The following is a 14,578-nucleotide window of genomic DNA, read 5'->3' on the forward strand; positions in this document are numbered from 1 at the left end:
TTATAGGCTCAATTGGAGCCCACCCTCTCGCCTTATGGCACTTAAAAAGCACAGCAAAAATGCTGTGCCATCCTATCAGTTGTTACTTCACTTTTTTGGCGTATTTATCTCGCATCACCCACTGGCTTAAACAGACCAGCACCAGTGACATAATCAGTAGCACCGTGGCCAATGCATTTACTTCGGGGGACACCCCCACTTTGACCATTGAGTAAATTTTTAACGGTAAAATTTCATAACTTGGCCCAGTGACAAACGACGATACCACGACATCATCCATCGATAATGTAAAGCTGAGCAGCCAACCCGCCACTATCGCGGGGAGTGCTAATGGCAGGATGATTTTACGTAAAATGGTAAATTCACCAGCACCAAGATCACGTGCAGCTTCTAACATTTTCACATCAAAGTCTTTTAATCTTGCATACACCGTTACCACCACAAAAGGCAGGCAGAAGGTAATGTGCGAAAATAGCAGCGACCAGAAACCCAGTGAAACGCCCAAGATCATAAACAGCACCAGTAAGGATATTGCCATCACGATATCAGGAGACATCATCACCACAAACAGCATTCCCCCCACAAAAGGCTTGCCCCGAAAGCGGTAACGAAATAGCGCAACTGCAGTTAATGTGCCAATCACCGTGGCAAACGTAGCGGATAATACCGCCATGGTTAATGAGTGCCCCGCCGCTTCTAATAAGCTGTCATTATTGCTTAAAAGTTCATACCATTTTGTTGAAAACCCTTGCCACTGAATACCAAAACGCGATTCATTGAAGGAGTTAACAATCAAAATGATGATTGGAATATAAAGATACGCATAGACGATGGCCATAAAGCCACCCCGCAAAGTACGCCCGATCATTCTTCATACGCCTTTTTATTCAAAAGCTTAGCTGCTCGGTAATACACATACAGCAATAACCCCATCATCACCGTGAGGAAAATACTGGTTGCTGCCCCAAATGGCCAATCGCGAATATTAAGAAACTGACTTTTAATCACGTTACCAATTAACAGGTTTTTCGCGCCGCCCATTAAGTCAGCGACATAAAATAGCCCCATTGCGGGTAATAGCACCAATAAGCACCCAGCAATAATACCCGGCATCGTTAATGGAATGATGATTTTCACAAAGGTCTGAAATTTATTGGCACCGAGATCTCTGGCGGCTTCTAAATACGATTTATCCAATTTCTCAATACTGGAATACAGTGGCATTACCATAAAAGGTAATAGGATATAAATCAGCCCCAGTACCACCGCTTCAGGGGTATACATTAAGCGCATTGGTTTATCGATAATGCCAATCCACAGCAAAAAATCATTCAGATAGCCTTTGGTACTTAAAAAGACTTTCAAGCCATAAATACGGATCAGCGAGTTCGTCCAAAACGGGACAATCAGCAAAAACAGCATCAGCGGCTGAAGGCGTTTGGGTAACTTCGCCAAAATAAAGGCGAATGGATAGCCGATCACGAGGCAAAAGAAAGTGGCGATCAGTGCCATATTGAGTGAATGCAGCATCACTTCCGCATACATTGGGTCGGATAAACGAATGTAGTTATCCCATGTGAAGATCAGATCCACTAAGTTGGTATCACTCCGCGTCAGGAAACTAGCCCCAATGATCATGATATTTGGCAAGAAAACAAACAACACCAACCAAGCGACAATCCCAGTGATGATCACATTTTGCAAGATTTTGTGTTTACGAATGATCATCCAGAACCACCTCCCAGCTTTCCACCCAAGTTACAGCAACTTTTTGATCCAAGGAGTGGTCAACATCGGGGTCGTCTTCATTAAAGAATTCGCTCACCATGACAATTTTGCCGTCTTCCATCTCAACCACAGAATCCAAAGTCATGCCTTTGTAGTTACGTTCACGCACATAACCGATCAGCCCTGGATGATTTTCTGTATCATTCACCTCTTCCACACGTAAGTCTTCAGGGCGTAAAAGCACACTAACATGCTGCCCCTCTTTGACGGAAAGCTCAGTGAAAATATCGCATTCATGACCTTCAACATTGGCACGAATACGTTTGTCATCAATGCGATACAACACTTTCGCATCAAAAATATTAATTTCACCAATAAACTGAGCAACAAACAGATTTTTAGGCTCCTCATAAATTTCACGAGGTGTACCATCTTGCTCAATTTTCCCTTCACGCATGACGATGATCCTGTCAGACATGGCTAAGGCTTCTTCTTGGTCGTGGGTAACAAAAATAAAAGTAATTCCCAGCTTCCGTTGAAGGGCTTTGAGTTCATTCTGCATTTGTTTGCGTAGTTTGTAATCCAGCGCAGACAACGATTCATCCAGTAATAAGACTTTCGGGCGATTTACCACGGCACGGGCGATTGCCACGCGCTGTTGCTGCCCACCTGAGAGTTGATTTGGCCTTCGCTGTGCAAAATCTTCCAATTGCACCATACGCAATGCCTGATCAACCCGCTTTTGAATATCGGCTGTGGGCGTTTTTTGCATACGCAAGCCAAAAGCGACGTTGTCATACACCGTCATATGAGGAAAGAGTGCATAGCTTTGGAATACGGTATTAACGAAACGTTGTTCCGCAGGAATATCCGTAATATCTTGACCATCAAGAATAATTTGACCTTCATCGACATCTTCAAGGCCCGCAATAAGACGTAAAACCGTCGTTTTGCCGCAACCAGAAGGCCCCAGAATAGTCAAAAACTCACCATTTCGAATGGTTAAGTCAAGTTCAGAAATAATTTGTTTGCCATCAAAACCTTTATTCAAAGATTTTAATTCGACGAGTGGTGTCAGAGAGGTTGTCTCAGTCATTTATAATACACTCTATCCCTAGGAATAATGCAGATAGAACCGCCACCGTTAAAGACTGTATAAGCTTATCGGAGATATACTCTTCATCCTTCCCCAGCAAAGCCCAAAACCAGTAGCGCCATTTTTCAAATTCATTGAGCCCTGCATGATAAACACTGTTTTTATAAATTGAAAGCCATTTTCGACACTTCGTTTGCCTTTCATTATGAATTTACAATAAATAAAACTGTTTTTTGATAAAAATAAGCAACATAGCGATATATATTGTCACTTTGCTTTTATCTATAGGTTTCGCTGATACACTAAATCATAAGACTTAAGCAAAATATTATAAAATTCACAGAGTTAACCGCTTTTACATTATTCAATTAATTAATTTGAAAAATAATTTTTTCTTAAAACCCAATATAATAAATATATCTTGATACACTTCGACTGAATATTTTCCTGTTTAAAAACAAGATATCAAAAAACTGAATCGTTTAAATTCAAAATTTATTTACAAAGATGATATCATTCAAAAACAGATCATCCCTAACGGGGGAACAATAAGTCAATTTGCCATCAAATATATTTTTATGTGATTTATCTCTAATTTTTTCGGGGAAATGATTTTTATTTCGATAACTTTAATCAATATCATGTTATCAATCGCATCCCTTTGAATATAATGGCCAAATTGGTATAATCCCAACCTAATTTGTGACTTTTCGTGATTGCTTTTGTAGTTTTGTTTCATTATTACACTTATACGTTTTACTTTGTTCCTTTGTACTGAATTTATTAAAGAATAAACATAAGCCTACGGGTGATTATTTTCGGATCTTCCACTGAAATTAATATGTGAGTGAGCAAAATGGCCAATAAAGAGTTTTTTTATCAAGAACCTTATCCTCTATCTGAGGATAAAACTGAATATATCCAAGTTTCTGATAAATATGTTTCTGTCGAGCAATTTGCCGGAAAACCAATTTTAAAAATTGAACCTGAAGCCCTAACACTACTTGCTGAACGTGCGATTTATGAATCACAGTTTTTTCTAAGAGCCGCCCACCAAAAGCAAGTTGCGGCTATCTTGCATGATCCAGAAGCCAGTGAAAACGATAAATACGTGGCATTACAATTGTTGCGTAACGCTGAAATTTCAGCAAAAGGTATCTTACCAAACTGCCAAGATACAGGAACGGTTGCGGTTGTTGGGAAAAAAGGCCAGCAAGTTTGGACGGACTGTGATGATGAAGAGTATCTCTCTCGCGGAATTTATAACGTCTTCCAACAGGAAAACCTACGCTTTTCTCAAAATGCCCCCCTTGATATGTTTAACGAGGTGAATACAGGCACCAACCTACCTGCACAGTTTGATATTTTTGCCACCAAAGGTGATGAATACCACTTCCTGTTCGTCAATAAAGGTGGTGGCTCTGCCAATAAATCTGCGCTTTATCAAGAAACCAAAGCAACACTAACCCCCGCTAAATTAAAAAATTTCTTAATTGAAAAAATGCGCAATCTGGGAACAACCGCATGCCCACCTTATCATATTGCCTTTGTTATTGGTGGAACTTCGGCAGAAACCACTCTGAAAATAGCTAAACTGGCCTCTGCAAAATACTATGACAATTTACCGACTACTGGTAATGAGTATGGTCGTGCTTTCCGTGATATTGAGCTAGAAAATGAGTTATTAGAAGCCTCACGTCACCTTGGCTTTGGCGCACAATTTGGCGGTAAATATTTTGCTCACGATGTCCGCGTTGTGCGTTTACCTCGCCATGGTGCTTCTTGCCCAATTGGCTTAGCCATTTCCTGTTCTGCTGACCGTAATATCAAGGCGAAAATCACCAAAGATGGTTTATGGCTTGAGAAAATGGAGCACAACCCAGCGCAATATATCCCTGAATCGATGCGTACTCAAACAGAGGGTAAAGTGGTGCATATCGATCTTAACCGCCCAATGAAAGATATTTTAGCGGAGTTAAGTAAACACCCTGTGTCAACCCGTGTATCCCTGAGTGGTCCACTTATCATCGCCCGTGATATCGCACATACCAAGCTAAAAGAGCGTTTAGATAACGGCGAAGAATTACCACAATACTTCAAAGATCATATGGTGTATTACGCGGGGCCGGCGAAGAAACCGGAAGATATGGTATCAGGCTCGTTAGGCCCCACTACGGGTAACCGTATGGATCCTTATGTTGATCTGTTCCAATCTCACGGTGGCAGTATGTTGATGCTGGCGAAAGGTAACCGTACTCAAGCCGTGACAGATGCCTGTAAAAAGCACGGAGGTTTCTATTTAGGTAGTATTGGGGGATCTGCGGCGATCTTAGCGCAAGAATATGTTAAGAGCCTCAATTGCTTAGAATATCCAGAGCTGGGCATGGAAGCGATTTGGAAAATGGAAGTGGAAGGGTTACCAGCCTTTATCCTTGTTGATGACAAAGGCAATAATTTCTTTGAACAAGTTCAAAATGAAACTTGCCAAAAATGCATCAAATAAAGTGAATAAACGGAACTTTCACTGATACATTGACAGTTAAACGCAAAAGAGCAGACATTTAGCCTGCTCTTTTTGTTATGTTCACGCTATCACTCAATAATAGTTAATACGAACAATCGTTGATGCTTTAAATCCGCCTGTCTTTACTGTTCCTGTTTTCTTAACGGTTGCACTGTAATCTCGGGTTACAGACGTACTGCCTTGCGGTAAATTCCCGAAAAATTGGAAGTAATTAAATCTAACGTTATTGTTTTTATCATCCTGAATCGTTAAGTTTGTGCCATTTTTTAAATCAATTGCATATTCACCATTTAATGAGTCAGTGGTTTCAAAATTAACATTCATGGAAAAGTTATCAAGACAGCCTCTTTTTACCGCTTGAACTTGAAAGTCTTTTTTAAACTCTTTACCTTGATTAAGCTCTGTGACCATCAACTGGCCAAAGTCTATTTGCTGAGATTCAGGGAAAACCTTAATATCAGCGCCACATTTTAAAAAGCGGATCCCTTGAAGCCCTGAAATAGAATAGCGCAGGTTTTTAGCACCAGGGGTGATATTAAGCCCTCCGCTTCCATCAAATTGGAAAACAGTAAATTGGTCATCCCCCATATAATGTCCAGATGGCGGTACATTCCCCGTGACTTTAATGTATAACGTAAAAGTCACAGTGACGGTCACATTTTGCTTACCGCTAATCGGTGGTGTGCCTAAGCTAACTCTTTGTTTGTTATTTTCAAGTTGCTCCCCTTGATAGTTAGCCCCAAGCAACAAGCCTGTCCCTAGCTTTTGCGACGTTGGGTTAAAATACATATGAACAACGTCAATCTTATTCCCTAATACGTTATCGCAAAATACCGTTACGGTCATCGGGTCAGATTGCCAAATCACTGTTCCCGGAGGAATATCAGCAGGAATAGCAAGCTGCCCTACTGGGACCGGGGGTTTAATCACAACCCCAGATCCTTTTTCCACACAGTCTAAAGCAAATACTTTCGGGCTCATAAAAACAAATAAGAATAAAAAGTAGACACCATATTGCTTAAAAAATTTGTGTATCATGATTTATACACCTTTATATGTAAGTAATATTTAAGGTAATTTGCGTCTTAATATTACCTACTGTTAATTCACTTCTTGGACGATAACTTTCCAACATGGAATAGATAACAATCTGTTGATTATCATCAAAATAGATTGGGTAGTTACGATATTCCCCATTCGGGATGGTATTACCTTGTTTATCCAACAACCGAATACCATAACCGTCTAAAATTGTTTTACCGCCAAATAAATTACGGTCAGTACTCTCCGTCGGTTCAGATATAAACATGATCCTAACAACTGGATCTCTATCATCACGATCCCGCTTCGGAAATAGGCAATCATCAAACTTAAGTTTGATCTCATGTTTAGGACTTCTGTCGCCAATGTGATTAAAATAATTAAGGGAAATTGAGCCTAATTCAATATTTTGGTCAAGGGATGAAAATGTGATTTTACACGGCAATGCCACTACTTTGCCGGTAAAATTGAGATCCCCTCGCATCATACTGCTGTCTGCATAAACATGACACCCAAACAGGGATAGCATGAAGAGGCATATTGAAAGGCAACAATTTCTCATCTCTAACGTCCTATTGGTTTTCTTTTGATAACTGACATATCGATGCTGAACACTGATAGGTCAACATTTTCATTCCACCGTAATCATCCATATACCCTGCATAAAGTTGGCTGAAATTTGCACTCGGCACAGAAACACTTTCTTTTGATAATGGCGCAACCATGGCACTATCAAAACCAGGAAAATTATTCTTATTATTGTTACTTAGATACCCTAATGTGATGTAATATTTCGTTGGGTTTTCAATAAGTAATTGTCCTCCCGTATGAGTGAACTTTAATTGTTTCGCCCAAACTTTATCGCTGTTGTTTTCAATTTGAGGTGGTCGATAAAACATTTTTAAACGGCTCTGGATTGCAATTTGCACCACATTTTCTTTATCGGAAACAGGGGGAATTTCACGGACATTTAAATAGAATAACGATTCTCTATCTTGGGGAAGTGCATCAATCCCTTCGGTTTTAATAATTTTAATTTGGTTTTTAGCATTCGGTTCAACGCGCTGCATTGGCGGCAATACCGTAAAAGGCTCTGAAACCTTATTCCCCTTTGCATCTTCCATCCATGATTGCGCCAGATACGGCATTGTTTTACTTTGGTTATTAATAACCAAACTAATGGATTTATCTTTACCCGGAAAAACAATACGAGTGCGGTCAATATTGATTGCCGCAGAGGCAACTTGCATGCCGACAAAGACGAATGAAATCCCGAGGGAAACAGCATACTTTTTACTCATACATCATTCCTTATTGGCAAGGGATCAAGACTTTACCTTGATGTTTTTCACTAATATTCGGTAAGTTCAAGCGACATTGACTTTCACCATTCGCCCACTTAACGATGTAGCTCTCTTCAGGAGCTACCCCAGTCAAATAAGCAACACCACTGTCCGCAATAATGCCCACTTCTCTGCCTGTATTGATTTCAATAACGCTCGTCCCCAGTGGAGGGTAATTTCCGTTATTCAAACGGATCATGGCTAAAATACGCTTTCCTTGGTTTGCTTTTATTTTTTGATAACCGATTGAGCCTTCCGTTAATGTCTTAGCAATGATGTTGTCATTGATATCAACATCATCTGGCAAGCTATTCATATCAATGTACACATCTGAATTTGAAAAGCTGTTCAAGCTTGTTGCTACACCAATTCCAAAGCGATTTGTCACTGACTCGCCATTATCAATGGAAATACCCGCAACGTTATCGCTATCAACCATGACACGTGGCTCATTATTTGTGCCGTTACGGTGCAGAGCAGCACCGTATTTAGTGGCTGTCATAGAGCCATACCAACTGCCCCCCAATGCACGATAAGAGTTCACATTTTCCGTAGCATTCACGTTTAATACCCCATAAGGCGTGGAACGTTGATAACTACCACTAATATTAGGCTCAGCACGACCAAGTTCATGTTGATCCCCCCCAACGCGCATACTCCAATAATTATTTTGCTCATTAGGGCTATAATAGGCGACAGATTGTCCAAAATTATGGCCGTTATCCGCATATTGAGCGTCATAACTGACCGATCCCCCATTTTCTAACGGCACTGACAAAGATAGATAGATTTGGTTGTCATCGGTTTCTTCGTATTTAATTTTATTCAGTGACAATGTGGCTGAAATATTTCTAATCTGACCAATACGAAACAGTTTACTGAGACTCATCCCAAAGCTTGTTGTCGACTCACTGTTCCAAAATTGATGGTGAGAAGCATTAAAATAAATCGTTAAATCCAATGGGCTGACATATTGGTTAAAAGAGGCGGTATACACGTTCTTGTCACGTCTGAAATTAAGGATGCCATTTGCCGCGTCAATGTATTGCGGCATGGTTAAAAATTCTTTTTCAGAGAATTTGTATCCCGCAAAAGTCACTTGTGAATTGGTGGATTCAAAACGTTTTGAATAATTCAAACGATAACTGTTACCTGAATAAGAGCCTAAATGGTTTAAATCTGCATGGGTGCGTGTAATATCAAGGGATATTGCCCCAAACACATTCATATTCTGTCCAATACCCAAGTTTACAGCTTGGTAGTTATTATTATCGACCGTGGCAATTAGTCCCCCGAAAAGGGAGGTATTGCCAAATAACCCATATGACATTTCGCCAGCAATAAACCGTGGCTCAACTTTTTGCGAACGTCCAAATGGGTCAGATTGCCCTACCGTCAGTTTATAGAGAAGCTGCCCTTGGCGCGTTAAAAATGGCAATGATGCAGCGGTGACTTGATACGTCGTTTTCGAACCATCTTCTTCCTCGATAGTGACATCTAATGTCCCTTGTACGGCCTCTGTAATATCTTGAATATTAAAGGGTCCTGGTGCGACCTTGGTTTGCTTAATCACGCGCCCATTTTGTGAAACAATCACCACCGCATTGGTTTTGGCAATCCCCGTCACCTGCGGTGCATAGCCTCGTAATGACGGTGGAAGCATACGATTATCGCTAAATATCGATGCACCAATAAAACGGAAACTATCAAATAAATCTGTTTTTAAATACGATTGTCCAAGTAAAACTTTAGCGCCCATTTCAGGTAATGCGCGAAATGCATAAATCTGAGTCCAATCGAATCGCTTATTGGTTTTGCCGTGAGAACGATTATATTGGTATTGGTAATCAGCACGAAAACGCCAAGCCCCCAAGTTGACTCCAGCAGTACCATTACTGCTGCCACTGAATGTATCACTGGTATTTTTAGGGGATGTGTAATTTAAAAACAGGTTATAATCAAAAATTACGCCTGCAATGCCATTTTCCCATTGAGATGGGGGAACCCAGTATGGGTCGTCGTATTCTAACCAAGCTTGGGGAATAGAAAATAAAATATTCTGATTTTCTTTATCAAATCGATAATTAATATCTAATTTTTTAGGTAGTTCAATACACTGGTTATTATTTTGCAGAAGTTCTTCCTTAATCTTCTTTTTTAATGCAAAAATATTGACCATCTCCGGAGTAATACAGAGTATTGATTTATCTTTACTCTCTTCAATAAATTTAATTAAATGCTGGCCCGCTAATTTTCTACCATTAAGTGTAATATCCGTCAGATACTCCCCTGCTGGAATAAAATCAGGATTTGAAAACTGACTTAAATCAATATTATCTCTATCTTTTGCATCAATAATGTTCATATTAAATTCGACTGCATTGGACATTCCTGAAAAAGAAAATGCCAATACCATCGAAAGTAATATTTTATTCATTCTAAATTGAGGCAATAAAGACATTATGTTCCCTGTCAAAAAGATAAAAATAAAAAGGGAAAATAACAGGCGTTTATCTGCCTGTTATTTAAAGTATGATTAGAGGTAATTTAAAGCATAAGTCGCTTGAGAAATGATGCTACCTGTTTCTACTTTATCACCATTTGCTTCGACTCTAGCACTAAATACTAACTTGTTAGGGCCATCAGCTAATGGCAGATCAACACTGGTATCACCAACTTTCATTGTTGAGCCATCAGCGTTCATTAGGCGAACACCAACACCTCTAGATGTCCCCGTATTCGCTAACAGTTCTTTTGCTGTTGAGTCTGGAGTCCCTGTGAAGGTAACCTTAACTTTGCTAACGGCAGGGAAAACAACTTGGTCTGAAGCATCTTTAACTTCACCCAAATCACAGTTCTCTAATTGAATACTGTATTGAACGCTTTGGCTAAATTTATTACCAGTTTCTAATACTTTATTAGCAACTTGGCCAAGATCAACGTTAATTGTACCATCACCTGGGATTGAGCAAGGTGCGTTGATAACTTTACCCGTGAAGTTAATAATACCGCTACCTTGATCTACTGTTGCAGCATTTGCAAAACCGAATGAAGAAGCGATAATTGAAGCTAATGCAATCTTAGTTAATTTCATTTATTTTTTCCTATAAAAAGACGACAGTTCTACCAATCACCTAATAAAAACAATTATTAAGCTGATATGCTTTTGCTGAGGGTGTAATGCATATATATCCACTCTTATATTTAATAAATAAGATAGCTTTTTTCGTTTAATTTATGTTAATTTGACTTTATTATTAACTTACTTTTTATATTATCTGTAAGTAGAATACTCTTAATGAGTTTTTAATTACTTTCTTTATTTAAGAATACATCATCGATAAAAAAACAAATCATCTCTGTTTCTAGGGCATTAGCTAATAGATGTAAACTCTCTATATTAATGTTGCACTCCCCTCTTTCATAGCGCGAGATCTGTTGCTGACTCACACCGATAAGCTTTGCAAGCTCAATGCCAGAAAGCCCTAAATGCTTTCTTCTTTTTCTTATTTCTCTACCTACAATACGGTTTACATTTATCATCAACTATAGCCCAATAAACTTAGAATATTAAACGGCTAAACTATATAACAGATCAAAAAGCTTTAGCATATCAAAATTTATTTTTTGGAATGCAAATTAAAATATAGCAAATCAGAAACAACACGGAATTTGAGTTAATTATAATTTTCAGAATATAAAAGTAAAACTGTTTCTAACGATCAATAAAATTGATTAAAATCAGCTAAACCTATCAAAATTAAAACATTTTAATTCTAATCCATCGCCAATGGAAAAAAAACAAACTCAATTAACCATACAACTATTTACTCATGCATAAATAACAACTAACCTTTTGATTTATCTTAATTAAATAAGTGTTACCATTACCAGTGGTAACATGGATAAATAACCGTTTATTTATAATTAATCTAGCTAGCTGGGTATTATTTATTATTCAAAATCGAGAAGTTGATTAATAAGCATTTTTTATAAACGCTATGTACACAATTAATTTTTGTTTACATTATTTTATTAAATTATAAAAAAACCATTATTAGTGGTTTTTTCATTTTTATGAGTTATTCAGAAGTAAATTGGTAGGATTTTCATTAACACAATAAACGAGTACGATATATAAAAAAGAAACACTATCACCGTTTATCTAACTTTAAGTGTAAAAAATTTAGCATATTCTTACCCTTTTAGAGAATAGTGTTAACGATATGATTAAATAGACAACTTTCAAGAAAATCAGTAACAGTAAGAAATTTAAATGTTTTAAATAACATATAGTTATAAATGTTACAAAATGTAATAATTTAATAGATATTATTAATGGGATTAAGTCAAAAAAAACCACCTAACAAAAATAAAACATAATATTTATACAATACGAAACGAATTAAGTGTAAATCGGATATTTATATTTGCAAAAATAGTTAATCACAGATAAAAATGCTTAATTTTATCCGCAGAAGGAAAATCCGCCTAATCAGTATAGTCGATGTTTGAGAACACTCAATCATCGGAATACAGCACGCTTTGACGTCTTATTATGCTGTTTTCAGGCTTTTAATTAACAAATAAGGATTAATACATAGTTTATTTTTTATATCGCCATATTATATAGGAATATTTCTCCTGTTAAGAGACTTTTTTCGAAGAATATAAGGAATATCAACTTTTTTACTCAAGGTTAACCATCAATATCCCCATTTTTGCCTCTAACGCTAACTTTTGATAACCAATCGTTATCGAAAGGGAAAATAACTCATTATTTTTCTTCTTCGCAATGTGCTCTTATTTTGCTAAAGAAGGAGATACTTATGAATACACAACCATTACTTCGAGTCGCAACTGTACAGTTCCAACATAAAGCAGGAGATAAAGCCTATAATCTAGCTTGTATCCACGACTTTATTACACAAGCTGTGCAGCAGCAGGTCAAAATACTGGCCTTTCCCGAAATGTGCATTACGGGATATTGGCATGTCCCAAAACTCTCTAATGAAGAAGTTTATCAACTTAGTGAAACCTTACACGATAGCCCGTCACTCGCCCTTATTCGCCAACGGGCTATCGAATTAGAGATGCTCATTGGTGTAGGGTTAATAGAAAAAGGGTTAGATGGTAAATGCTATAACACTTGGGTTGCTTGCATGCCTGATGGGCAGTTGCATGCACATCGAAAATTACATGCTTTTGAACACCCGATTATTCAAAGCGGTGATAACTACACCGTGTTTGATACCCCTTGGGGAGTGAAAGTGGGTATTTTAATTTGTTGGGATAACAATTTAATTGAAAATCCTCGAGCAACTGCGTTACTTGGTGCTGATATTATTCTTGCGCCACACCAAACGGGTGGAACGAACTCCAGTAGCCCTTACGGCATGAAACGCATACCACTGCACTTATGGGAAAATAGAAAACAAAATCCACAAGCGCTGATTGATGCATTTCAAGGTGAGCATGGTCGTGGCTGGTTATTACGCTGGTTGCCTTCACGCGCCCATGATAATGGGGTCTTTTATGTGTTTAGTAATGGTGTGGGTCGTGATGATGATGAAATTCGCACGGGGAATGCGATGATAATTGACCCTTATGGTCGAATTATTCAAGAAACAGCGGCGATTGAAGATGATATGGTCATCGCTAATTTAGACCTTAGCTTACTCCCCACCTCCAATGGACGACGTTGGTTAATGGGAAGGCGTCCTGAGCTCTATCAGATCCTCAATACAACAATGGGTTACGAAACGGATATTCATCAGGTTCGCTTCGCGTCTCAATCGACACCTTTTATCGAAAAATAAGTCAGTCATCAATCTAATCACTAACGCTATAGTGATTTATTCATTATATAGATACTATAGCGTTTATTATTTTCAGTGAGAGGTAACGATCAGACATTATGGATACTCGACTTCTTCACGCCTTTATTGTGCTTGCTGATACGCAAAATTACCGAGAAGCTTCAGCACGCTTATGTATTAGCCAACCTGCATTAACAAAGCAAATTAAATTATTGGAAAATCAGCTTAGCTTACGACTGTTTGAACGTGGGCGTCATGGTGCAGAACTCACCGAAGAGGGTCTTGCATTACTACCGAGTGCTAAACTGGCGTTGAACCATATGCAAGCGTTTCGAAACCATGCATTGAAACTCAACCAAGAGCTCCCCAAGATTTTAAATGTCGGTTTTGGGATCTCCGCCTTTGAGGAGGCCTCTTTATTTGTGGCTCGCCTACGGGAAAAGCTACCAAACGTTGCCATCCAACTGGACGATATGCCTTCATCTGTTATGAGCGAAAAGTTAAAAGCGCATCAACTTGATATCGCGTTTACTCGTCATGATAACCAAGCGTCAATAGAAAACCTGTTTAGCCAACCGTTAAAAACTGAAGTGTTAGCCCTCGCCATTGCGAAAGATTATCCACAAAATAGTTCAATACGCGATTATTTAACACAATATCCATTACTGATGTTACGTGCAGAGCGTGGACTTGGGCTTTATCAACAAATTCAATGTTATTTGCACTCTGAAGATCTTCATATCACCCCCTTACAAGAGGCAAACGATATACAAACACTGATTGCACTGGTTGCTGCCAAAGTGGGTATTAGCCTTGTACCTTACAGCGCAAAGTATATTGCGAGAGACGATATTCATTTAATTCCGCTGCATCATCATAAAGCGGCTAGCTGGCAAATCGACGTTATTTGGCAGGCGTCATTACCAACCTTATGGCAAAGCACTATCCGTACTTTAATCAGTAAGATCCATAAAGCCCCCCTCGAATGATAAGCAATAAGAATAACTCCGTAATTCCTATATATTAA

12 protein-coding genes are annotated in these 14,578 nt (G+C 38.6%); 3 read left to right on the plus strand and 9 right to left on the minus strand.

The genetic code is table 11. The features are described from left to right. Nucleotides 1-82: 82 nt before the first annotated feature. Genes potC through potA form a run of 3 tightly spaced genes read right to left on the minus strand, consistent with a single transcriptional unit; the run spans nt 83 to nt 2,824 of the window. Nucleotides 83-868 (minus strand): spermidine/putrescine ABC transporter permease PotC, encoded by a 786-nt coding sequence (gene potC / locus AB6N04_RS13385; RefSeq protein ID WP_369308796.1) that lies wholly within the window; start codon nt 866-868, stop codon nt 83-85. Then, the gene (gene potB, locus AB6N04_RS13390) at nt 865-1,728 is read right to left on the minus strand and encodes a spermidine/putrescine ABC transporter permease PotB (protein ID WP_369308797.1); all 864 of its coding nucleotides are present in this window, start codon (nt 1,726-1,728) and stop codon (nt 865-867) included. Before potB ends, potC begins: the two co-directional genes overlap by 4 nt. Further along, a complete protein-coding gene (potA, locus tag AB6N04_RS13395) occupies nt 1,715-2,824 on the minus strand; it encodes a spermidine/putrescine ABC transporter ATP-binding protein PotA (protein ID WP_369308798.1) in 1,110 nt (369 codons plus the stop codon). Before potA ends, potB begins: the two co-directional genes overlap by 14 nt. An 856-nt stretch (nt 2,825-3,680) precedes the next feature. Here potA and AB6N04_RS13400 point away from each other — a divergent pair. After that, nucleotides 3,681-5,327: a fumarate hydratase gene (locus AB6N04_RS13400; protein ID WP_369308799.1), complete on the plus strand. Its 1,647-nt coding sequence runs from the start codon at nt 3,681-3,683 to the stop codon at nt 5,325-5,327. A 93-nt stretch (nt 5,328-5,420) separates the two neighbouring features. On the opposite strand, the gene AB6N04_RS13405 is transcribed toward AB6N04_RS13400, so the two are convergent. From AB6N04_RS13405 to AB6N04_RS13430, 6 genes are all read right to left on the minus strand, one after another. After that, on the minus strand, nt 5,421-6,386 hold the full coding sequence (locus AB6N04_RS13405; protein WP_369308800.1) for a fimbrial protein: 966 nt from the start codon (nt 6,384-6,386) through the stop codon (nt 5,421-5,423). 13 nt (nt 6,387-6,399) lie between these two features. Beyond that, entirely contained in the window at nt 6,400-6,876 is a 477-nt protein-coding gene (locus AB6N04_RS13410; protein ID WP_369308801.1) for a fimbrial protein, read from the minus strand. Between the two features lie 85 nt (nt 6,877-6,961). Beyond that, nucleotides 6,962-7,690 carry a molecular chaperone gene (locus AB6N04_RS13415; RefSeq protein WP_369308802.1) on the minus strand — a complete coding sequence of 243 codons (729 nt, stop codon included), beginning with the start codon at nt 7,688-7,690 and terminating at the stop codon, nt 6,962-6,964. 10 nt (nt 7,691-7,700) lie between these two features. Beyond that, on the minus strand, nt 7,701-10,193 hold the full coding sequence (locus tag AB6N04_RS13420; protein WP_369308803.1) for a fimbria/pilus outer membrane usher protein: 2,493 nt from the start codon (nt 10,191-10,193) through the stop codon (nt 7,701-7,703). A 75-nt stretch (nt 10,194-10,268) separates the two neighbouring features. After that, on the minus strand, nt 10,269-10,826 hold the full coding sequence (locus AB6N04_RS13425; protein ID WP_369308804.1) for a fimbrial protein: 558 nt from the start codon (nt 10,824-10,826) through the stop codon (nt 10,269-10,271). A 212-nt stretch (nt 10,827-11,038) separates the two neighbouring features. Beyond that, on the minus strand, nt 11,039-11,275 hold the full coding sequence (locus AB6N04_RS13430) for a helix-turn-helix domain-containing protein (protein ID WP_369308805.1): 237 nt from the start codon (nt 11,273-11,275) through the stop codon (nt 11,039-11,041). Between the two features lie 1,286 nt (nt 11,276-12,561). On the opposite strand from AB6N04_RS13430, the gene AB6N04_RS13435 reads away from it, so the two are divergent. Then, entirely contained in the window at nt 12,562-13,551 is a 990-nt protein-coding gene (locus AB6N04_RS13435) for a nitrilase family protein (RefSeq protein WP_369308806.1), read from the plus strand. Between the two features lie 98 nt (nt 13,552-13,649). Next, the gene (locus AB6N04_RS13440; RefSeq protein WP_369308807.1) at nt 13,650-14,540 is read left to right on the plus strand and encodes a LysR family transcriptional regulator; all 891 of its coding nucleotides are present in this window, start codon (nt 13,650-13,652) and stop codon (nt 14,538-14,540) included. Nucleotides 14,541-14,578 lie beyond the last annotated feature (38 nt).

This window comes from Providencia rettgeri (genome assembly GCF_041075285.1).
In the GTDB taxonomy this organism is placed as follows: domain Bacteria; phylum Pseudomonadota; class Gammaproteobacteria; order Enterobacterales; family Enterobacteriaceae; genus Providencia; species Providencia rettgeri_G.

Bases quoted from the DNA above. Each gene is read 5' to 3' on its own strand.
- potC (WP_369308796.1), bottom strand. From the start codon at position 868: ATGATCGGGCGTACTTTGCGGGGTGGCTTTATGGCCATCGTCTATGCG.
- potB (WP_369308797.1), bottom strand. From the start codon at position 1,728: ATGATCATTCGTAAACACAAAATCTTGCAAAATGTGATCATCACTGGG.
- potA (WP_369308798.1), bottom strand. From the start codon at position 2,824: ATGACTGAGACAACCTCTCTGACACCACTCGTCGAATTAAAATCTTTG.
- AB6N04_RS13400 (WP_369308799.1), top strand. From the start codon at position 3,681: ATGGCCAATAAAGAGTTTTTTTATCAAGAACCTTATCCTCTATCTGAG.
- AB6N04_RS13405 (WP_369308800.1), bottom strand. From the start codon at position 6,386: ATGATACACAAATTTTTTAAGCAATATGGTGTCTACTTTTTATTCTTA.
- AB6N04_RS13410 (WP_369308801.1), bottom strand. From the start codon at position 6,876: ATGATGCGAGGGGATCTCAATTTTACCGGCAAAGTAGTGGCATTGCCG.
- AB6N04_RS13415 (WP_369308802.1), bottom strand. From the start codon at position 7,690: ATGAGTAAAAAGTATGCTGTTTCCCTCGGGATTTCATTCGTCTTTGTC.
- AB6N04_RS13420 (WP_369308803.1), bottom strand. From the start codon at position 10,193: ATGTCTTTATTGCCTCAATTTAGAATGAATAAAATATTACTTTCGATG.
- AB6N04_RS13425 (WP_369308804.1), bottom strand. From the start codon at position 10,826: ATGAAATTAACTAAGATTGCATTAGCTTCAATTATCGCTTCTTCATTC.
- AB6N04_RS13430 (WP_369308805.1), bottom strand. From the start codon at position 11,275: ATGATAAATGTAAACCGTATTGTAGGTAGAGAAATAAGAAAAAGAAGA.
- AB6N04_RS13435 (WP_369308806.1), top strand. From the start codon at position 12,562: ATGAATACACAACCATTACTTCGAGTCGCAACTGTACAGTTCCAACAT.
- AB6N04_RS13440 (WP_369308807.1), top strand. From the start codon at position 13,650: ATGGATACTCGACTTCTTCACGCCTTTATTGTGCTTGCTGATACGCAA.